Here is a 19,303-nt window from a genome sequence, read left to right as displayed (position 1 = left end):
ATGGAGACAGTGTGAGTGAACAACGCCGACGCGGCCGGATGCCTGCGGTCAGTGATGCAGACATCCGCCGCGTCGCGCGGTCACTGCTGGTGGAGCAGGGCCTGGAGGCGATTACGCTGCGGGCCATCGCGCGCGAGCTCGGTATCACCGCGCCCGCGCTCTACCGGTACTACGAATCGCGCGATCAACTCGTCGCCGCGGTGCGCACCGACGTGTGCGCCGACCTGGCGACCGATCTGGCCGCCGCGGTGCAGGGCCTGCCCGATGACGCCGGGGTGCGCTTCTTCGCCGTGTGCCGGGGCTTCCGGAGCTGGTCGCTGGCGCACGCGCGGGAATTCACGCTCGTCTTCGCGTCCCCCTCGGCCGCCGGATTCGGCAGTGCCATGCAGCAATTCGGCGAACCCGTCGGCCGGCTCTTCCTCGAGGCCGCCGGGCGCCTGCTCACCGACTACGACATCGTCACCCCGCCGGTGGAACTCATCCCCGGCGAACTGCGCGACGACCTGATCGCATTCCAAACCGATCTGCTGCGCGTGCTGGCCGAGTCCGGGCAGAAGTTCCCGGCCGAGAAACTGGATCTGGGCGTGAGCTACGTGATGATCCAGTTCTGGGCCCGCCTCTACGGCCACGTCACCCTCGAGGTCTTCGGCAACTATCCGATTCCCATCGGCAATCCGGATGTGCTCTTCGATGCCACCCTCACCGATATCGGCCGTAGCATCGGCGTGACCGCCGGCTGAATCCCGCGTGGCCGGACGGTGTCCGTTGCCCGGCTATTCGATTGGTCCGAAACGGTTTTGCTGTTACCCTCGGGCGGCTTCACACATACGAATATCGGGGGGCGATGATGCCGGGTGCATCCTCGGACAAGCCTGCGCGCCGCAGGTCACTGAAATCACGGCGGGTGACCTATGCCCTGCCGGCTGCGGTCGCGGTCTCACTGCTCATCACCGGGTGCGGCGGCAGCAGCCGCCCGTCGACGCCGAAACCCGTGGTGAGCTCGACCACGGTCAAGGCCACCACGACGGCGCCCAAGACCACCTCACCCGGCCTGAGCAAACCCCAGTCGCCCGCCACGACCACCGAACGCGGCGGTCTCGGCGGCAGCGGGGGCGGTGGCGGCGGCAGCTGAGTCGCGTTCGCGCCGAACCGATCCCGCCCGCGCGCGGGGTCGCCGCACCGAATCACGGTGCGGCGGTGCTCAACTCCCGGACTTGACCAGTTCACCGGCCGGGCGGGCGGGCGGCGCCTCGTCGTCGAGGATCGGCTCGCTCAGCCCGATGCGCTCCTGAATGCGCTTCATCCACGCCGGGGCCCACCACACGCGATCGCCGAGCAGCGACATCACCGCCGGCACCAGGAACATGCGCAGCACGGTGGCGTCGATGATCAGGGCGGCGATCATGCCGTACGCGATGTACTGCATGAGAACCAGGTCGGAGAACGCGAACGCGCCGGTGACGACCAGCAGGATCAGGGCGGCCGCGGTGATGATGCCGCCGGTCTGGATCGTGCCGGTGCGGATGGCCTCGTTCGTGCTCGCGCCGCGGGCGCGGGCCTCGACCATGCGCGAGACCAGGAATATCTCGTAGTCGGTGGACAGGCCGTAGATGATGGCGGCGATCAGCACCAGGATCACGGCCTGACCGGGCTGCGGGGTGAAGTCCAGGACCTCCGCGCCGTGCCCGTCGACGAAGATCCAGGTCACGATGCCCAGGGTGGAGCCGAGCCCGAGACCGCTCATGAGCACGGCCTTGATCGGCAGCACCAGCGACCCGAAGGTCAGGAACATGAGCAGGGTCGTCGCCAGCAGGACCACCGCGATCATCCACGGCATCACGGCCAGCAGCGCGTCGATCGTGTCCTTCTGCAGCGCGGGCACACCGCCCACGAGCAGGCGTGTGCCCTCGGGAACGTCGAGCCCGCGCAGATATTCGATGGTCTCGCCGGCGTCGTTGATGTCCTGCACCGGCGCCTGGGTCCGGTAGATGTGCGGATCGACCGCCGATCGAGCGGGAATGTCGAACCGCCCCAGCAGACCCGGCGCCAGATTCGCGAGGTCCCAGAGCGGGCCGACCGCCGCGGAGGTGTCGGAGACGAAGACGATCTCGAGCGGATCGGTCTTGCGCAGCGGGAAGTGCGCGTCGATCTCCTCGACCGCCTGCCGGGTCGCGTTGCTCGGCGGCAGGTACTTCTCGCTGAACCCGCCGAAGACGAGATTCTGGATCGGCAGGATCAGCAGCACCAGCGCCAGGAAGATGGGGATCGCGATCTTGGCCGGATGGCGCAGCACCCACGAGGTGCTGCGCGCCCAGAACCCGCGCTCGAGCTGCGCCGCGGTGGGGGCGCGCCGGAATCGGGCCAGCCCGAACAGATCCACGCGCGGCCCGAGCACCGCCAGCATCGCGGGCAGCACCGTGAGCGCGGTGATGGCCGCCAGGGTCACCGTCGCGATCGCGCCGTAGGCGATGGACTTGAGGAACTCCTGCGGAAACAGCAGCAGCCCACCCAGACTCGCCACGATGATCGTCGCCGAGAAGACCACCGTGCGGCCCGCGGTCATGACCGTGCGCCGCACCGCGGCCGGGGTGCCGTGCCCCGCGGCCAGCTCCTCGCGGAATCGGCTCACGATGAACAGCCCGTAGTCGATGGCCAGCCCGAGCCCGATCATCGACACCACCGGGGTGACGAAGTAGTTCACCTCGGTGAAGCCGGCCAGGTAGCGCACCACGCCGAACGCGCCGAGCACCGTGAGCAGGCCGATGATCAGCGGCAGCGACGCGGCGACCAGGCCGCCGAAGATGAAGAACAGCAGCAGCCCCACCAGCGGAATGGCGAGCAGTTCCATCCGGTGCAGGTCATCGGCGATGGTGTCGTTGAGCGTCACCGCCACCGGCTGCATACCGCCGACCCGGACATCCACCCCCGGGATCTCGAAGGCGTGCTCGACGGCCCGGTAGTTCGCGCCCAGATCGCCGTCGGTCTCACCGCGCAGGGCGATCGCGGCCAGGGCGCGGGTGCGGTCCTCGGTGGCCAGTGCGCTACTGGTGCTGCCGGTTTCGGTGCGCCAGTACGAGGCGAACACCCCGTCGATCTGGTTCGGGTACGCGCGCGGCAGCTCGTCGAGATGGCTCACGATCGTCGCCGCGAAATCCGGGTCGTCGACGGTCTTGCCCGGGGGCGCGGTGAAGAGCACGACCACGTCGACCGCGTGGCTGCGGCCGAACGCCCCGGCGGCCAGATTGGCGGCCTCGGTCGATTCGGAATTCGGATCGAACAGACCACCACCGGTCACGTGATTGCCCAGGTCGCGGCCGTATGCGCCGAGTCCGAGCAGTACCGCCACCATCACACCGATGATGAGAAACCGGCCGCGGTAGGCCAGCTCACCCCATCGTCCGAACAGATCCATGAGTCACGGTAGCAAGCAAGATCGGCGTCGCCGCGCGTCAGGGTCGCGTCTTCGCTTGTGCGCCAGCGGGTTACGTGATGTATCCCACATTCGGACCGGTCAGGGTCTGACCGATCGGGCCGCATGACCCCCGGTCGAGACCAGCCCCCGCAGTCGTGGACGGCGAATCGAGCCGAATCGCAACAGGATTCGCGGCCGCCGCAGATCGCGTGCCATCCACTCACCGAGGGTCACGCCCGCGGCCAGCGCGCAGCCCACCGCCAGGGCGCTGAACAGCTGATTGATACCCAGCAACTGCTCGTCGTTGAGCAGCGCGTACAGGCCGCGGTAGACCCGCAGGCCCGGCAGCAGGGGAGTGATGCCCGCGACCGCGACCACCAGCGGCGGGGTCAGCGCGCGGCGAGCCAGCAGACCACCGGCCAGGCCGACCACCACGGCCGCGACGCCCGAGGACACGATGGGCCCGAATCCGGCCTCCTGCACCAGCAGATACACCACGATCGCGGCCGCGCCGCTGAAGGCAGCCGCGGCCAGCGCCCGCCGTTCGGCGTAGCAGGCCAGCGCGAACGCGAGCGAGGTGATCGCGCCCGCGAGCAGTTTGAGCGGCAGATTCGTCAGGTCGCGCGACGAGCTCATCTCGACCGTCGGCACCGTCAGGTGCAACAGCTCGGCCACCCGCAGCGTCAGCACGATGCCCGCGATGATGCCGCCGGTCATCATGACCACCTCGAGCATGCGGGCCGCCGCGGTGATGGGCGCGCCGGTGATGGCGTCCTCGACCGCGCCGACCAGCTGTAAACCGGCCAGCAGCACCGAGATTCCGGCCGCGATGATCAACGAGGGATCCAGGTGCAGATCGCGCAGGAAGGTCGAGACCAGCACCGCGGGCAGGGCCGCGATCATGCCGCCCATCAGGTGCTGGAAGAAGAAGGGCAGACCGCGATGGTTCAGCCGGCGATTGACGCGGTCGATCGCCGTGGTGGCGGCGAAGCTGATGAGCGCGATGAGCAATCCGCCGTTGAGCAGCAGCGCGATCGCCGCCGCCATGAGCGCCCAGCCGAAGGTCGCCACCCAGCGGTTGTAGGGGTGCGGCGCGGTGGTGATGTCCTCGAGCGCCGCGAGGGCCTCGTCCGGCGGGGGCAGCTCCCGGCGGATGCGGCGGGTCAGCCGGTCGACCGCCGCGAGCCGGGTGAAATCGAGCGAGCGGTAGTGCACCACGCGCATGGTGCTCGCGGGCGGCAGCGCCGGGCCGCGTTCGGCGGAGATGCGAATCGAGTTGTAGGTGACGTCGATATCGCATTTCAACCCGTAGGTGGAGGCGATGAAATCGACCTGATCGGTGGTGTCGGTGACCGCGGTGCCCGCCGACAGCACGACCTCCCCGACCCGCTCGGCCAGATCCAGGACCTGTGTCACCTTGGCGTCGTCGGACAGATCGATGGGCTGGACCGGGGCGGGCGCCTCCACGACCGCGTCGGCGGTGGCGATCCGTTCGGCGACCGCCCGATCGACCACGCGGGACACCAGCCGCCGCCACCGGCCGGGCCCGCTCACTTGGGCACCAGGATCTGTAAGGACCTCGTTGCTCACAAAGTGAAAACTACACGCGTGCGATAGATCACCAGGTTGAGCGCGACCGGGGCAGTAGGTTTGAAATATGGCAACCGGTGATGATCGGATAGCGGACGAACTACGGGCGGCCTTGGATGGGCCCTGGCGTGCGGTGCGGGAGAAGGCCCGCGCACACCTGGACGACGAACGCCTCTACGGCGACCCCTACCTCGATTACAAAGCGGCGCGGGAGCGCGTGCTCGAGCAGATGCATCTCGTGTCCTCGTTCGGCTGGGCGGAGATGGGTTTCCGGCGGGAGGAGGGCGGCACCCTCGACCCGGGCGGCGCGGTCACCGCGCTCGAGATGCTCGCCTACACCGACCTCTCGCTCTGGGTGAAGTGCGGCGTGCAGTGGGGCCTGTTCGGCGGCGCGGTGGAGAACCTGGGCACCGAACGCCATCGCGACTACGTGCGCAAGCTGCTGCCGCTGGAACTGCTCGGCTGCTTCGCGATGACCGAGACCGGGCACGGCAGCGACGTGGCCAACCTGGAGACCACCGCGACCTACGATCCCGCCACCCAGGAATTCGTGGTGCACAGCCCCACCGCCTCCGCGCGCAAGGACTACATCGGCGGCGCGGCCGAACACGCCCGCATGGCAGCGGTTTTCGCGCAGCTGGTGACCGGCGGCAAGAGCGAGGGCGTGCACTGTTTCCTGGTGCCGATCCGCGACGAGCAGGGCAACGACCTGCCCGGCGTGACCACCTCGGACTGCGGCCTCAAGGGCGGTCTGCCCGGGGTCGACAACGGCCGAATCATGTTCGACCAGGTGCGAATTCCGCGCGAGAACCTGCTCAACCGATACGCCGACGTCGAAGTGGACGGCACCTACAGCTCCGAGATCGAGAACCCGAGCCGGCGCTTCTTCACCACCCTCGGCACCCTGGTGCGCGGGCGGGTGAGCGTGGGCGGCGCGGCCGCCGCCGCGGCCCGGGTCGCGCTGACCATCGCGGTGCGCTACGCCGAACAGCGCCGCCAGTTCGCCGATCCCGACACCGGCGAAGAGACCGTGCTGATGGACTACCGCAGCCATCAGCGCCGCCTGCTGCCGCTGGTCGCGCGGGCGTACGCGCTGCAGTTCGCGCAGAACGACCTGGTGCTGCGCATGCACCTGGTGCAGACCGGACAGCACGTCGACCCCAGCGCGCAGCGCGCCCTCGAGAAGCGCGCGGCCGGATTCAAGGTCGCCCAGACCCGGCACGCCACCCGCGCCATTCAGGAATGCCGCGAAGCCTGCGGCGGCGCCGGGTATCTCACCGAGAACCGCCTCGTCACGCTCAAGGCCGACTCCGATGTCTTCACCACCTTCGAAGGCGACAACCTCGTCCTGACCCAGCTGGTCGCCAAGGATCTGCTCACCGCGTACTCCAACGAGGTGCGCGATCTCGACGCCATGGGCTGGGTGCGCTTCGCCGCCACCATGACCCGCGACGCGGTGCGCGAGACCTCCGGTGTGCGCCAGCTGATCCAGCGCCTGCGCGATCGCTCGGACGAGAGCGTGGACGACAGCGACCTGTCCCGCCGCGATGTGCAGCTGCAGCTGTTCGCCGACCGCGAGGACTACCTGGTGCGCACCGCCGGGCATCGACTTCGCGCGCGGGCCAAGGACACCGGGCCGTTCGAGGCGTTCAACAACGCCCAGGATCACATCCTGGCCGCGGGCACCGCGCACATCGACCGGCTGGTGCTGGAGGCGTTCATCGAGGGCATCGCGAACATCGAGGACCCCGAGGCGCGCGAGCTCGCGGACAGCGTCTGCGATCTGTTCGTGTACTCCACCATCGAGGAGAACCAGAGCTGGTACATCATGCACCGGTTCATGTCGGTGGAGCGCGCCAAGAACGTGCGGCGCGGGGTGAACGAGCTGGTCGATCGGCTGCGCCCGCACGCGAGCACCCTCGTCGGCGGGCTGGGCGTGCCGGACAACCTGCTGCACGCGGCCATGCTCGAACCCGCGGGCGACCCGGCGGTGACGAGCGCCGAATAGTACCTCCACCGGCGCGAATTACTCTACTACACAGCGTAGTTGAGAGGTTTGCCACAAGTCGTTCCGATCACCCCCGCCACCCCGTCAGGATGAGCCCGACAGGCCCCTGACGGGGCGGGGGCGCGGACAACGAGGTGGAGTACATGTCGACGACGATGACGGCGCGCGAGGGACGGGGATGATCACCGGACTCGCGGGCCCCGCCATGCGCCGGCCCAAACTGATCCTGATCATCGTCGGCATCGCCTTCCTGATCTGCGGGGCCATCGGCTCCCTGGCCACCGGGCGGCTCACCAACGGCGGCTTCGTGGCCGCGGATTCGCAATCCGAGCGGGTCACCGAGATCCTCGAACGCGACTACGGCATCTCCGGCATGCAAGTGGTGTTCACCGTCGAATCCGACGGCGGCGCACAGGGTTCGGCCGCGGCCGCGCGCGGCCGCGAGATCACCGACCGGCTCGGCGGCGACGACCGGATCGACAAGATCGTCTCGCCCTGGACCGAGCCGGCCATGGCGTCGATGCTGACCAGCGACGACGGCAGGATCGGACTGATCATCGCCACGGTGCTGGGCAGTGAGAAGGACGGGCCCGCGCATGCCGCGGAGCTGGCCGAGGAGCTGACCGGGGCGCGGGACGGGGTCACCGTGCACGCGGGCGGGCAGGCGATGGTCTGGTCCGAGACCGAGACCGAGACCCAGAAGGATCTCGTGCTCGCCGAGGCCATCGCGCTGCCGCTGACCTTCCTGCTGCTGATGTGGTTCCTCAGAAGCGCTGTGGCGGCGGCGATTCCGTTCATCACCGGGGTGGCCGCCATCGCGGGCACCAGCGCTGTGCTGTACCTGCTGACCTTCGCGGTCGACCTGTCGATCTTCGCCCTCAACATCACCACCGCCATCGGGCTCGCGCTGGCCATCGACTACTCGCTGCTCATCATCGGCCGCTATCGAGAAGAGATAGCCAACGGCCGGGACAAACAGCGGGCGCTCGAGCTGGCCATGCAGCGCGGCGGCCGGGCGGTGGCCTTCTCCGGTCTCACCGTCGGCATCGCCCTGGTGGGAATGTCGTTCTTCCCCATGGCCTTCCTGCGCTCGCTGGCCTACGCCGGACTGGCCGTGGTGCTCATGTCCATCGTGCTCACCCTCACCCTGGTGCCCGCGCTGCTGACCCTGCTGGGCGACCGCATCAACCGCAAACCGCTGCGCGAGGCCACGCCGGTGGAACAGAGCCTGCTGTACCGGATCGCGCGCACCGTGCAGCGCCGGCCCGCGCTGTGCGCGCTGCCGATCCTGGCGCTGCTGGTCCTGCTCGGCTCGCCCATCCTCGGGCTGAAGATGGGACTGCCCGACGAGCGGGTGCTGCCGACCTCGCTGGAATCGCGCCAGGTCGGAGATCTGTTGCGGGACAGGTTCTCCGACAACGCCCTGGGCAAGGTGCAGATCATCGTCGCGGCGCCCGAGCGCGACGGCGCGGTGCCCGATCTGCGCGAATACCAAGCCGCGCTGTCCGAGGTCGCCGACGTGCGATCGGTGACCGGCCCGGCCGGCGTCTACGCCGGCGGCGAACTGCGCGCGCCCGCCGGACCCGGGACCACGGCCCCCGACAGCTCCTACCTGGTGGTGGCGACCGGGCTCGACCCGTATTCCGAAGCGGGACAACGACAACTCGACGCCCTGCACGCCGTGCCCGAACCGGACGCGACCGTGCTGTTCGGCGGCTTCGCCCAGCAGACCGCGGACAGCTCCGCCAACATCGCGCAGGGCTTCCCCTACGCGGTCGTGTGGATCGCGGTGATCACCTTCATCCTGCTGTTCCTGCTCACCGGCAGCGTGGTGCTCCCGCTCAAAGCCCTGCTGCTCAATATCCTGTCGCTGTCCGCGACCTTCGGCGCGCTGGTCTGGATCTTCCAGGACGGGCACCTGGGCGGGCTGGGCACCGCGGCCACCGGATACACCATCGCCACCATCCCGGTGCTGCTGTTCTGCGTGGCCTTCGGACTGTCCATGGACTACGAGGTGTTCCTGCTTGCCCGGTTCACCGAGGAATGGCAGCACTCGGACAAGACGCGACAGGCCAACGACGACGCCGTCGCACTGGGCATCGCCCGCTCCGGGCGCATCGTCACCGCCGCGGCCCTGCTCATGGCCGTGATCTTCCTGGGCATCTCGGCCAGCGGGGTCACCATGAACCGCATGCTCGGTCTCGGCCTGGCCCTGGCGGTGCTCATGGACGCCACCCTGGTCCGCATGATTCTGGTCCCGGCCTTCATGCGGCTCATGGGCACCGCCAACTGGTGGGCGCCCGCGCGCTCGCGCGGTTTCCTGGAGAAGGCGGCGCTGCGCGAGTGAGACCGGAGCGGGCGCTATCGTCCTGACGGTGACCCGTTCGACCGCACCCGTTCCCGCCCCGCGGCGGCGATCGGCCCGCCGCGCGGCGCTGCCGCTGCTCGCGCTGATCGCCGCCGTCGTCACCATCGTTGTGCCGCTGTCGTTTCCGGACGGCGGCGGCGCGAACGGGTGGGATCGCGCGGTGGGGGAACACATTCACGCGTCGCTGGACGGGCACCGCGGCGTCTACGACCTGCTCGTCGCGCCGAGCAACTGGTACGTGGTCACGGCGCTGCTGTTCGCCGGCGTCGGCTGGTTCGCCTGCCGCCGGCGGTGGCTCGCCGCCGGATTCGTGCTGCTCGCACCGGAACTCGCCCTCATCGTGAACACGCTGCTGCTCAAACCGCTCTGGGATCGGTCGCTGCACGACTACCTCGCCTACCCGAGCGGGCACACCGTGCACCTGGTCGCGGTGGCGACCGCGGTGGCGCTGGTCAGCGAATCGGATCGAGTGCGCGTCGCGATCGCGGTGCTACTGGCGGTGACACTGCCGCTGGTCCTGATCGGGATGACCGGACTCGGCTACCACCATCCCACCGACGTGCTCGGCGGGACGGCCGCGGCCATCGCCATGGTGACCGCGGCGTACCTGCCGCTGCGTGCGCGCGTGCTCAGAGCGGCCCGTACTGGACCGCCGCCGCGAGAATGAAGTACACGAACCACAGCACCGCGATGATCATGCCGAGCAGCAGCAGGAATCGCATCACGCCCCGGCCCGCCGACAGCTCACCGGCCTCGCGCGGATACAGCTTCGAGGGACTGAACCACGGTGAGGGCACGGTGAACCGGTGCCCCTCGTCCACCTCGCGCTCGAGCCGCGCCTGCTCCTCGGCGTAGGCCTCGGCCTGCGCCTGCTGCGGGCCACCGTGCCACAGCGTGATGTCCACCGGGCCCAGGAAGCCCTCGTTGATCAGATCCTGCGGCGCGGGCAGATACGGCAGGATGCCCAGACCGCGGAACGCCCACGCCACATCGTTCGCCGACCACTGCGGCCGACCGCGCGAGGACAGCGCGGTGAAGTACTCGTGCAGCGTGGCCGGATCATCGCCCACCAGCACCTGGAAACTGGGATCGCTCCACAGCTGCTGCACCCGCACACCGGACCCCGGCGGCGGCACCACCAGCACCGCGCCGTTCACCACGCGCTGCCCGAGCCCGCGCTCGGCGAACCAGTTCTGCAGGGCGAAGGTGTGATCGCGGGACTTGTCCAGCGGGGTGCGCTTGTCGCCGCCCTCGAAGGTGATCAGCTTCTCCGCGACCCGCCACGGGCCGTTGAGCGGGACCTCGAGCTCACCGTCGAGCTTCTCGACCAGCGCCTCGGCCTCGATGACCACGCAGCTGGTCGGGGTCCAGATCACCGCGTCGAACGGATAGAGCCGATCGCCGTGGAAGAGACTGCAATTGACCGTCGCCACACCGTGCGGGTCGTTGCCGCCCTTCCAGGTGCGCAGCCAGTCGATCAGCGTCTTCTCGGCGTGCGTCTGCGGGGGATTCTGTACTCGAACGAGCATCGGCTCTGCCTTCCTCGTCGAATCGTTAGCGGTAATGGTACGGAGACTCCGCACCGGCAGGACAGATTTGGCGCCCGTCGCTGTGTCGGTGGGCGGTGCGGGGGATCAGCCGGCGTCCACGGGCACCCGGCCGTCCTTGACCGCGGTCACCAGCTCGGCGTGATCGGCCTCGGTCCGGTCGGCGTACCGCACCGCGAACGCGGCCACCGCGTCGTCGAACGGTTCACCGTCGCTCAGATAGCCGGCCACCAGCCGCGGATCCACCGAGCGCGCGTGCGCGCGGGCCAGCAGCGCGCCCGCCAGCCGCCCGTAATCGTCGAGGTGGTCGGCGTCCAGGGCCGCGAGATCGATGCTGCCCTTGAGGTTTCGGAACTGGCGCACGACGAACGGCAGCTGCACGCCGCCGATCCGCAGCGAGGTCCAGCCCAGCAGGATGTCGGTCTCGGCCTGAACGTGCCTGGCGCCCTGCACGATTCGCTCGCCCTCGTGCCGCGGCGGCACCGGCGGCAGGAACGGGGTCAGCGCGGAGGGCCCGGCCTGCTTGACCTGCAGCACCAGCACCTCGTCGCCGTTGCCGTGCAGCAGCACCAGGTAGCTGTGCAAGCCCACGCTGCCGGTGCCGACGATGCGGAAGGCCACGTCGGTCACCGAGAACCGGCCGATCAGATTGCGCCGCGACTCGCGCAGCGTGCTCACGTAGTCGGTGAGCCCGTCGATCACCGCCTCGACCACCGGTTCGCCCACGGCGGTCAGCAGCGGCGGATCGGGCACGAATCTGCGCTTGCGGTGCCCGGTGTGATGGTCCTCGAGGTGCTCGGTCCACTTGCGCACCACTTTGGCGCTGTTGTTCTTGCGGGCCTTCTTCGCCGCCTTGCGGAAGTCGTCCAGCAGCGCGTCCGCACTGGACTTCGCGATCACCGACTCGTCCGGCAGCGCGGTCCACGAGGTCAGGAAGGGCTGTCCCGCGAGTTCGGTGATCGCCTGGCGGTAGGAGTTGGCGGCGTCGGCGGCCGCGGCGCGGCACTCGGCCTCGCTCGCCCCGCCCTCGCGGCCCGCCAGCACCAGGCTCGCGGCCAGCCGCTCCAGATCCCACTCCCACGGGCCGAGCACGGTCTCGTCGAAATCGTTGATGTCCATGACGATCTCGCCCCGCGGGGTGCCGTACAGCCCGAAGTTGGCGGCGTGCGCGTCACCGCACAGCTGCGCGGACAGTCCGCTGGTCGGGCCCGCCGCCAGATCCGCGGCCATCAGTCCCGCCGAACCGCGGAAGAAGGAGTACGGGGACGCGGCCATGCGCGCCACGCGCAGCGGAACCAGATGGTCGAGCCTGCCGCGATTGCTGATCTCGAGGAATTCGAGCACGCCGGGCCGATCCGGCGCGGCCGCGGCCCGGTCCCGGGACGTGACCGGCGTGCGATCGCGCAGCGCCCGGCCGCGTTCCCATACCTCCTCGGCCGAGACGGGGGTACGGAAGTCGATCACATTGGAGCACACGACAATCCAACTTACCGGTGTGTACGGGCCCGCGCCTAGCCGAGCGGACGCCCGCGGACGCCCGTTCGGTGAGACCCCGGACACACCCCGGCCGGCCCGGGTATCGGACCGGCCGCCGGCGCTCAGGCCACCGGGAAGATCGGCAGCCGCAGCGCGCCGGGCGCGAACTCGGGCACGGTCGGCTGCTTGGGCTGGACCGGCGCGATGCGGCGGTAGGCCGCGCCCAGTTCGGGACGCGGATCGGCTTCATCGCGATTGGGCCAGAACGCCATCGCGCGCTCGGCCTGGGCGGTGATCGTCAGCGACGGGTTCACGCCCAGATTCGCGGTCACCGCGGACCCGTCGGCCACGTGCAGGCCCGGGTACCCGAAGACCCGCTGATACGGATCGACCACACCCGACTCCGGGCCCTCGCCGATGACGCAGCCGCCGATGTAGTGCGCGGTCGCCGGGATGTTGAACACGTCCATGATCAGGCTCTGCACGTCGCCGCCGACCTTGGACCCGAAGCGCCGCCCGACATCGTGGGCCACCGGCAGCCAGGTCGGATTCGGCTGACCCGTGCCCTGCCTGGTCTTGAGCTGCCCCCATTTGCGGTACGAGGTGAGCGAGTTGTCCAGGGACTGCATGACCAGCAGGATCACCGACTTGTCCGAGGCGTTGCGGGCGTTGAGACTGCGCGCGAACACCACCGGGTGCAGCAGGATCGCCAGCAGGAAGCGCAGGAAGCGGAACGCGCCGCCGTCGACGATCGGCACCGACAGCGGGAACAACCCGTTCTGGCCCTTGCCGTAGTGGCAGACCTCGATGTGGGTGTTGGGCTCGGGGTGGATCGAGGACGTGATGGCGATGCCCTGGGCGAAATCGTCGCGCTCGCGGCTCACCACATTCAAGATCGCCTCGGAGTTGGAGCGGGTCAGTTCGCCCAGTCGCGGGGACAGATTCGGGAGCACTTTCTCGTCCCGCATCTTGTGCAGCAACTTCTGAGTTCCCAGCGCGGCAGCCGCGAACACGACCTGTTCGGCGGTGAAGGTCTTGCGGTCCTTGCGAACCCAGCGATCCGAGCGCGCGGTCTCGAGCGCGTACCCGCCGCCGGTCATCGGCCGCACCTTGGTGACGGTCCGCAGCGCGAACACCGCCGCGCCCGCCTGCTCGGCCAGGTACAGGTAGTTCTTGGGCGTGGTGTTCTTGGCGTTGTGCGGGCAGCCGGTGAAACAGCGCGCGCAGTGCACGCAGCCGTTGCGCCGGGGGCCGACCCCGCCGAAGTACGGGTCGTCGACCTCGGTGCCCGGATCGCTCTCGTTGAAGAACACGCCCACGTTGGTGGCGTGGAAGGTGTCCGAGACCCCCAGGTCCTCGGCGACCGCGCGGATCACCTCGTCGGCGGGGGTCATCCGCGGGTTCGGGGTGACCCCGAGCATGCGCTGGGCCTGGTCGTAATAGGGCGCGAGCTCGGCTTTCCAGTCGGTGATGTGCGCCCACTGGCGGTCGGTGTAGAAGTCCGGCAGCGGCTCGTAGAGGGTATTGCCGTAGATGAGCGAGCCGCCACCGACACCGGAGGCGGAGAAGACCGCGCACTTGCCGAGCACGCTGATCCGCTGGGTGCCCGTCATACCCAGGCGCGGGGCCCAAATGGCTTTGCGCACATTCCAATTGGTCTTCGGGATATCCTCGGCGTTCCAGCGACGGCCGGATTCGAGTACGGCGACCCGGTAACCCTTCTCGGTCAGGCGCAGCGCGCTCACGCTGCCGCCGAAACCGGAGCCGATCACAACGACGTCGTAGTCGAAGTCGGGCATGGTTTGTCCTCTCGCATGCCGGGATGTAAATGAGGCAGTTCCCAACTCATTCTGTCACCCGTGTTCTATGGCGGAGACCATATCCGTTCGCGGAACGACCGGCATATTCGCGCGCGCGGCGCGGGTGCGGCGGCGTGCCCGGATGGTCAGCGGGCCCCGATCGGTGTAAGAACCTGGTGGTGACAACCGAGCGCAACCACGCCGAACCGGTGTACAGCGACCGCATCCTCACCGTCCCCAATGTGCTCAGCACCATCCGGCTGATCGGCGTTCCGGTGCTGCTGTGGCTGCTGCTGGTGCGCGAGGCCGACGGCTGGGCCTTCGCCCTGCTCATCGCGAGCGGCGTCACCGACTTCCTCGACGGCAAGCTCGCGCGCCTGCTCGATCAATCCTCCAAACTGGGTGCCATTCTCGACCCGCTGGTGGACCGGTTGTACATGGTGGCGACCCTGGGCGCCTTCCTGATTCGCGGCATCCTGCCCTGGTGGCTGGTGCTGATTCTGGTGCTGCGCGAAGCGATCCTGGCCGCCACGCTCGTCATCTACCGGCGCCGCGATCTGCCGCCGCCGGACGTCATCTACCTGGGCAAAGCCGCCACGTTCGGCCTCATGTCCGCGCTGCCCTGGCTGCTCGCCGGCCAGATGGACTGGGCCGCCGCGGGATTCGGCCGCGCCTTCGGCGGCGCGTTCCTGGTCTGGGGCACCGCGGTGTACGTCTGGACCGGCATTCTCTACGTGGGCAAGGCCATCGCCGTGGCCCGAGCCATACCGGCCGCACCGAGTGGTCATCGCTAGCCATTAGGGTGTGTGCACACGGATCGAGGAAGATCCCGAAAGGACGCCCGTTGAAAGGACACCGCCTGTGAGCGACCTACCCGATGACCTGCGCTACACCGAAGAACACGAATGGGTGCGCATCACCGGTCCCGCCCGCGTGCGGGTGGGCATCACCGACTACGCGCAGTCACAGCTCGGCGATGTCGTCTTCGTGCAACTGCCCGAAGCGAATGCCGATGTGGCCAACGGGGACAGCATCGCGGAAGTGGAGTCGACCAAGAGCGTCTCCGACATCTACGCTCCGCTGGCCGGGAAAGTCGTTGCGGTGAACGAGGTTCTGACCGCCGCGCCGGAAACCCTGAACACCGATCCTTACGGCGACGGGTGGATCTTCGAACTCGAACTCGACTCCGAGGAAGTGCTCGAAGCCGCCTACGGTGACCTGCTCGATGCCGCAGGTTATCAAGGAGTTATCGGAGGCTGAACCAGCCTTCACAGTTCTACCTGCACGGGCACGCCCCAGCAGGGTACGGTCAATGCCAACAGATGTGCGGTAGCCGATGCCCCGGGATTTCCGGACTCGCCCAACGCGAGAGCGCCCGGCGATCGACACTCTGAGGGCATCAACTGCTTGCATGGATTAATTCGGTTCGAGGAGGAGAGCAAGGGTGAGCGAGAACAAAGACCCGGGTTACCAGGAGACAGCAGCTGAGACCACATCGGTGTTCCGTGCTGATTTCCTGAACGAGGTCGAACCGTCGCGCACCGAGCAGCAGCCCGGCAGCGAGGCGCCGGTCGGGGTCGAGGGTCTGCCCGCGGGCGCGGCCCTGCTGGTGGTCAAGCGCGGGCCGAACGCGGGTTCGCGGTTCCTGCTCGATCAGCCCACCACCTCCGCGGGACGCCACCCCGACAGCGACATCTTCCTGGACGATGTCACCGTCAGCCGTCGCCACGCGGAGTTCCGCCAGGACGACGACACCTTCCAGGTCGTCGATGTGGGCAGTTTGAACGGCACCTACGTGAACCGGGAGCCGGTGGATTCGTCGGAGCTGCAGAACGGCGACGAGGTGCAGATCGGCAAGTTCCGGCTCGTCTTCCTCACCGGTCCGCGCCCCGCGTCGAGCGATTCGGCGGCGGGCGCGCTATAGGACCGAGCGGAATGACAGGCGCAGCGCAGTGGACGCGCGGAGGTATGTCGATCGGCTCCGTGCTGGATTTGCTGCGTCCGGATTTCCCGGACATCACCATCTCGAAGATCAGGTTCCTCGAATCGGAGGGCCTGATCAGCCCGGAGCGCACCGCTTCGGGCTACCGCAGGTTCCACGTCGCGGACGTGGAACGCCTGCGGTTCGTGCTCACCGCGCAGCGGGATCAGTACCTCCCGCTCAAGGTGATCAAGGAACAGCTGGAAGCGATCGACAGCGGGGCCGCGACGCTCGGGGTACGGGAAGCCCGTGCCCGAGCGCTCGGGGAGGCCTCGCTCGCGGACGGCACCGCGGCGGCAACGCCCGGTCCGGCTCGATTGAGACGGCTGGGCGTCGTGCCCGGTGAGGTTTCGCCGGAGGAACTCCGGTTCGATCACGAAATCCGGGTTCCCCGTGCGGATCTGCTGCAGCAGGCGGGCATCGACGAGAAGTTCCTGACCGAACTCATCCGCGCCAACCTCATCACCCCCGGCGCCGCCGGCTACTTCGACACCGACGCCGTCACGCTGGCGCGCACCGCCAAGGCGTTGAGCGAATTCGGTTTGGAGGCACGGCATTTGCGGGCTTTCAAGCTCGCCGCCGATCGCGAGGCGGCCATGGTCGCCCAGATCGCCGCACCCATCGCCAAGAGCCGCGACGCCGACGCCCGCGCCCGCGCGGAAGAGACCGTGCGCGAGTTGGCGGCATTGTCGCTGACGCTGCACACCTGCCTCGTGAAAGCCTCTGTGCGCGCTTCCCTCGGGGGCTGAAATCTTCGCCTAGACTCGGTGATACGGCTGGCCTTGCAGTTCCTAGCGGGCAGCTTGCGAGTATGGGAGGCAGTGCGATGAGTGAGCGCAGTAGGCGAATCAGTCAACACAGTGCGGCTTCGCGCATGGTCGCTGGCAGCGCTGGGCGGGCACGGCGATGAGCGAGATGCGTGTGATCGGCATTCGTGTCGAACAGCCACAGAACCAGCCCGTGTTGTTGCTTCGCGAAGTGTCCGGCGATCGGTACCTACCGATCTGGATCGGGCAGGCGGAGGCGACCGCCATCGTGCTCGAACAGGAAGGCGTGACGCCGATTCGGCCGTTGACCCACGATCTGATCAAGATCCTGATCAAGGATCTCGGGCACACCTTGAAAGAGGTGCGGATCGTGGATCTGCAGGAGGGCACCTTCTACGCCGACCTGATCTTCGAGAACGATCTGCGCGTCTCGGCGCGGCCCTCGGATTCGGTTGCCATCGCGCTGCGCGTGGGGTGCCCGATCTACGCGGAGGAACCGGTGCTCGAGGAAGCCGGACTGGTCATGCCGGACGAGCGCGAGGACGAAGTCGAGAAGTTCAAGGAGTTTCTCGAATCGGTGTCACCGGATGATTTCAAGGCGACCGATAGTTAGACGGAACGGGGCGACGGGCATTTCGGGCGTTTGTCCGACTGCCCGTCGCAGTCGTATCCGGGGGGCGGCCGAATTGTTATCTCGACCTGTACTTAAGGTCTAGAAACACGCCGCTCATCACGCTTGGTTCAACGCCGATACTCCCTAGACAATCAGGAGAGTAGCCTCGACAGTCAGGCCACGCTCCACGCGTCGATGCAGTGTTGATATTTGGGACACGTTCACCTTCGGGACACGAGCCCTGATAGGCCAGCAGTAAGGGAGTAGTCAGTGGGAGACCAACCGCAACCGCAGGATGTGGTGCAGCCAGGGCTGTTCCCCGATGACACGGTTCCGGACGAACTCGTCGGATACCGCGTGCCCAGCGCCTGCCAGGTGGCCGGCATCACGTATCGGCAGCTCGACTACTGGGCCCGCACCGGACTCGTGGTGCCATCGATCCGCAGCGCCACCGGATCGGGCAGCCAGCGCCTGTACTCCTTCAAGGACATCCTGGTCCTGAAGATCGTCAAGCGACTGCTCGACGCCGGCATCTCGCTGCAGAACATCCGCATCGCCGTGGACCACCTCCGCAGCCGCGGCGTCGAGGACCTGGCCGGGATCACCCTGTTCTCCGACGGCACCACCGTGTACGAGTGCTCCTCGCCCGAGGAGGTCGTCGATTTACTGCAGGGCGGACAGGGTGTGTTCGGCATCGCGGTCAGCGGCGCCATGCGCGAGCTCACCGGCGCGATCGCCAACTTCCCGGCCGAACGGGCCGAACCCAACACCACGGTTTCCGACCGGCCCGAGGACGAGCTGTCCTTCCGGCGCAAGGCCCGGATGAACCGCAAGACCGGTTAGCCGGTCCGCGCTCCACACCCGGCGAACGCGCCACCGCGAAGGTGGCGCGTTCGCCGTTTCCGGGGTCATGCCGAACACGCCGGAACTGTGAAACTGGACCAGGCAACATTCTCGTAACCTGGCGACCCTTAGACTTGCAGTGCGTCGCAGCCGTGCGGGAGAGCCCCGGATGTGGATGTCCTTCCTCGGGGCAGCCGGATTCGGGCGCCGAAGGAGCAGCACCTCCCCGTCAATCTCTCAGGCACAAGGGACCGTGCGGAGTTTCGGCGCCTCTGGAAAGTGATGGTCCGCGAGCCATCCGCCCATGGTGAAAGGGGTTCGGCCACAAGGCCGGAACCCGAATCTCTCAGGCGCCAAGGACAGAGGGGGAGGGCAGTAGCCCGTCGGCACGGCGCCGACCCCGCCCACCCTTGGAGCCCTCGTGACCTGGACTCGATCCTTTGCCGACCGCCACATCGGACCCGACAGCGGCGAACTCGAGCGCATCCTGTCCGTCGTCGGCGTCGCCTCGCTGGACGAACTCGCCGCGCGCGCGGTGCCCGCCAGCATCCTGGACGCCGAGACCGGCAACGGGCTCGCGGTGCTGCCGCCCGCGGTGAACGAGCACGAGGTCCTGGCCGAGCTGGCCGCGCTGGCGAACTCGAACACGGTGGCCACCACCATGATCGGGCTCGGCTACTACGACACCCTCACCCCGCCGGTGCTGGTGCGCAACCTCATCGAGAACCCGGCCTGGTACACCGCCTACACCCCGTACCAGCCCGAGATCAGCCAGGGCAGGCTCGAGGCGCTGCTCAACTTCCACCGAGCCGGGCAACATCTACACCCGCATCATGAACCCCACCCAGGACGCGGTGGAGCAGCGCGTGGCCGCCCTCGAGGGCGGCGTGGCGGCGCTG

Annotated in this window: 16 protein-coding genes, 2 pseudogenes and 1 riboswitch; of the genes and pseudogenes, 13 read left to right on the top strand and 5 right to left on the bottom strand. The window is 68.3% G+C overall.

The annotated features are described in order from the left end of the window. The first annotated feature begins 11 nt into the window (after nucleotides 1-11). A complete protein-coding gene (locus tag ACWDOP_RS29585) occupies nucleotides 12-740 on the top strand; it encodes a TetR/AcrR family transcriptional regulator (RefSeq protein WP_456347656.1) in 729 nt (242 codons plus the stop codon). 164 nt (nucleotides 741-904) lie between these two features. Continuing rightward, the gene (locus ACWDOP_RS29580; protein WP_456347655.1) at nucleotides 905-1,132 is read left to right on the top strand and encodes a hypothetical protein; all 228 of its coding nucleotides are present in this window, start codon (nucleotides 905-907) and stop codon (nucleotides 1,130-1,132) included. A gap of 69 nt (nucleotides 1,133-1,201) precedes the next feature. On the opposite strand, the gene ACWDOP_RS29575 is transcribed toward ACWDOP_RS29580, so the two are convergent. Together ACWDOP_RS29575 and ACWDOP_RS29570 are read right to left on the bottom strand one after the other, a co-directional pair. Next, on the bottom strand, nucleotides 1,202-3,406 hold the full coding sequence (locus ACWDOP_RS29575) for an MMPL family transporter (RefSeq protein ID WP_456347714.1): 2,205 nt from the start codon (nucleotides 3,404-3,406) through the stop codon (nucleotides 1,202-1,204). 105 nt (nucleotides 3,407-3,511) lie between these two features. After that, the gene (locus ACWDOP_RS29570; protein WP_456347654.1) at nucleotides 3,512-4,966 is read right to left on the bottom strand and encodes a threonine/serine ThrE exporter family protein; all 1,455 of its coding nucleotides are present in this window, start codon (nucleotides 4,964-4,966) and stop codon (nucleotides 3,512-3,514) included. A 103-nt stretch (nucleotides 4,967-5,069) separates the two neighbouring features. On the opposite strand from ACWDOP_RS29570, the gene ACWDOP_RS29565 reads away from it, so the two are divergent. The 3 genes from ACWDOP_RS29565 to ACWDOP_RS29555 all read left to right on the top strand — a co-directional run bounded on the left by ACWDOP_RS29565 (nucleotide 5,070) and on the right by ACWDOP_RS29555 (nucleotide 10,045). Continuing rightward, nucleotides 5,070-7,010, top strand: a complete 1,941-nt coding sequence (locus tag ACWDOP_RS29565; protein ID WP_454200484.1) for an acyl-CoA dehydrogenase family protein — start codon at nucleotides 5,070-5,072, stop codon at nucleotides 7,008-7,010. Nucleotides 7,011-7,188: 178 nt separating this feature from the next. After that, nucleotides 7,189-9,357, top strand: coding sequence for an MMPL family transporter (locus ACWDOP_RS29560; RefSeq protein ID WP_456347653.1), 2,169 nt, complete (start codon nucleotides 7,189-7,191; stop codon nucleotides 9,355-9,357). Between the two features lie 28 nt (nucleotides 9,358-9,385). Further along, a complete protein-coding gene (locus tag ACWDOP_RS29555; RefSeq protein WP_456347652.1) occupies nucleotides 9,386-10,045 on the top strand; it encodes a phosphatase PAP2 family protein in 660 nt (219 codons plus the stop codon). Here the strand turns inward: ACWDOP_RS29555 and ACWDOP_RS29550 are convergent. The 3 genes from ACWDOP_RS29550 to ACWDOP_RS29540 all read right to left on the bottom strand — a co-directional run bounded on the left by ACWDOP_RS29550 (nucleotide 10,008) and on the right by ACWDOP_RS29540 (nucleotide 14,200). Further along, nucleotides 10,008-10,907 carry an NERD domain-containing protein gene (locus tag ACWDOP_RS29550; RefSeq protein WP_454200487.1) on the bottom strand — a complete coding sequence of 300 codons (900 nt, stop codon included), beginning with the start codon at nucleotides 10,905-10,907 and terminating at the stop codon, nucleotides 10,008-10,010. The two genes, ACWDOP_RS29555 and ACWDOP_RS29550, sit on opposite strands and share 38 nt — an antisense overlap. Nucleotides 10,908-11,012: 105 nt before the next feature. Continuing rightward, nucleotides 11,013-12,401: a DUF2252 domain-containing protein gene (locus ACWDOP_RS29545; RefSeq protein WP_454200488.1), complete on the bottom strand. Its 1,389-nt coding sequence runs from the start codon at nucleotides 12,399-12,401 to the stop codon at nucleotides 11,013-11,015. Nucleotides 12,402-12,523: 122 nt separating this feature from the next. Continuing rightward, complete coding sequence (locus ACWDOP_RS29540) at nucleotides 12,524-14,200, bottom strand: GMC oxidoreductase (RefSeq protein WP_454200489.1); 1,677 nt, start codon at nucleotides 14,198-14,200, stop codon at nucleotides 12,524-12,526. A gap of 179 nt (nucleotides 14,201-14,379) precedes the next feature. Here ACWDOP_RS29540 and ACWDOP_RS29535 point away from each other — a divergent pair, with 179 nt between their 5' ends. The 8 genes and pseudogenes from ACWDOP_RS29535 to ACWDOP_RS29500 form a co-directional block, all read left to right on the top strand. After that, the gene (locus ACWDOP_RS29535; protein WP_456347651.1) at nucleotides 14,380-14,994 is read left to right on the top strand and encodes a CDP-alcohol phosphatidyltransferase family protein; all 615 of its coding nucleotides are present in this window, start codon (nucleotides 14,380-14,382) and stop codon (nucleotides 14,992-14,994) included. 67 nt (nucleotides 14,995-15,061) lie between these two features. Then, nucleotides 15,062-15,460 (top strand): glycine cleavage system protein GcvH, encoded by a 399-nt coding sequence (gene gcvH, locus ACWDOP_RS29530; protein WP_354988583.1) that lies wholly within the window; start codon nucleotides 15,062-15,064, stop codon nucleotides 15,458-15,460. 184 nt (nucleotides 15,461-15,644) lie between these two features. After that, nucleotides 15,645-16,124 carry a glycogen accumulation regulator GarA gene (garA, locus tag ACWDOP_RS29525; protein ID WP_354988584.1) on the top strand — a complete coding sequence of 160 codons (480 nt, stop codon included), beginning with the start codon at nucleotides 15,645-15,647 and terminating at the stop codon, nucleotides 16,122-16,124. A gap of 11 nt (nucleotides 16,125-16,135) precedes the next feature. Further along, nucleotides 16,136-16,930: a transcriptional regulator FtsR gene (ftsR, locus tag ACWDOP_RS29520; RefSeq protein ID WP_456347650.1), complete on the top strand. Its 795-nt coding sequence runs from the start codon at nucleotides 16,136-16,138 to the stop codon at nucleotides 16,928-16,930. Between the two features lie 157 nt (nucleotides 16,931-17,087). Continuing rightward, nucleotides 17,088-17,561: a bifunctional nuclease family protein gene (locus ACWDOP_RS29515; protein WP_354988586.1), complete on the top strand. Its 474-nt coding sequence runs from the start codon at nucleotides 17,088-17,090 to the stop codon at nucleotides 17,559-17,561. Between the two features lie 270 nt (nucleotides 17,562-17,831). Next, the gene (locus ACWDOP_RS29510) at nucleotides 17,832-18,404 is read left to right on the top strand and encodes a MerR family transcriptional regulator (protein WP_354988587.1); all 573 of its coding nucleotides are present in this window, start codon (nucleotides 17,832-17,834) and stop codon (nucleotides 18,402-18,404) included. A 145-nt stretch (nucleotides 18,405-18,549) separates the two neighbouring features. After that, a riboswitch (glycine riboswitch) is annotated at nucleotides 18,550-18,668 on the top strand. A 157-nt stretch (nucleotides 18,669-18,825) separates the two neighbouring features. Then, nucleotides 18,826-19,206 (top strand): annotated as a pseudogene (locus ACWDOP_RS29505) (glycine dehydrogenase (aminomethyl-transferring)); the annotation flags it as partial. A gap of 4 nt (nucleotides 19,207-19,210) precedes the next feature. Continuing rightward, nucleotides 19,211-19,303: pseudogene (locus ACWDOP_RS29500) on the top strand (PLP-dependent transferase); the annotation flags it as partial.

Source organism: Nocardia sp. NPDC003693 (assembly GCF_053981095.1).
Note: the sequence above shows the minus strand (reverse complement) of the source record. Positions and strands in the feature narration are given on the sequence as shown.

Excerpts from the sequence above, each read along its gene's own strand:
- ACWDOP_RS29560 (WP_456347653.1), top strand. The coding sequence starts at position 7,189 with ATGATCACCGGACTCGCGGGCCCCGCCATGCGCCGGCCCAAACTGATC.
- ACWDOP_RS29540 (WP_454200489.1), bottom strand. The coding sequence starts at position 14,200 with ATGCCCGACTTCGACTACGACGTCGTTGTGATCGGCTCCGGTTTCGGC.
- ACWDOP_RS29550 (WP_454200487.1), bottom strand. The coding sequence starts at position 10,907 with ATGCTCGTTCGAGTACAGAATCCCCCGCAGACGCACGCCGAGAAGACG.
- ACWDOP_RS29515 (WP_354988586.1), top strand. The coding sequence starts at position 17,088 with ATGAGCGAGATGCGTGTGATCGGCATTCGTGTCGAACAGCCACAGAAC.
- ACWDOP_RS29565 (WP_454200484.1), top strand. The coding sequence starts at position 5,070 with ATGGCAACCGGTGATGATCGGATAGCGGACGAACTACGGGCGGCCTTG.
- ftsR (WP_456347650.1), top strand. The coding sequence starts at position 16,136 with ATGACAGGCGCAGCGCAGTGGACGCGCGGAGGTATGTCGATCGGCTCC.